The organism is Pseudovibrio sp. Ad26 (genome assembly GCF_001623285.1).
GTDB lineage: Bacteria > Pseudomonadota > Alphaproteobacteria > Rhizobiales > Stappiaceae > Pseudovibrio > Pseudovibrio ascidiaceicola.
In genome coordinates this window covers 1-573 of record NZ_LMCE01000020.1, presented here as the reverse complement: position 1 = coordinate 573, position 573 = coordinate 1, and the positions used below count along the sequence as shown (strand labels likewise).

The following is a 573-nucleotide window of genomic DNA, read 5'->3' as shown; positions in this document are numbered from 1 at the left end:
CCCAGGTGGTGAACGGGCTGTACGCTGTCCAGATGTGAAAGGTCACACTGTCAGGTGGCTCAATCTCTTCACCGGATGACGAAAACCAGAGAATGCCATCACGGGTCCAGATCCCGGTCTTTTCGCAGATATAACGGGCATCAGTAAAGTCCAGCTCCTGCTGGCGGATGACGCAGGCATTATGCTCGCAGAGATAAAACACGCTGGAGGGGTCATCCGGCGTCCATTTGAGGCCAAACGGCGTCTCTTTGTCGCCAAATTTAAGATACTGCTCCTCCCCGCAATGCGGGCAGGCAACATGAAAACGCATAAAATGCGGGGATTCACTGGCTGCACGCTCAATCTGACAGGTGCCTCTCACTTTTGGCGTGGAGCCACGGATGGACTTTGGCCAGACCGAGCCTTCAATACGCTTGTCACCCAGGAACGTCGGAGAGCCTTCCTGTTCAATATCATCATCAAAAGCAGCAAGTTCATCATAACCCGCCACATCCACCGACTTTTCACGGTAGTTTTTTGCCGCTTTACCGCCCAGGCACCAGAAGCCACGCCCATTAGTGAAACGCTTCATGG

The 573-nt window shown here is 53.6% G+C and carries 1 protein-coding gene; it reads right to left on the bottom strand.

Going from position 1 to position 573, the window contains the following annotated elements; translation table 11 throughout:
• On the bottom strand, positions 1-573 hold a 573-nt coding region (locus PsAD26_RS04540; RefSeq protein ID WP_084403573.1), incomplete at both ends, for a phage terminase large subunit family protein.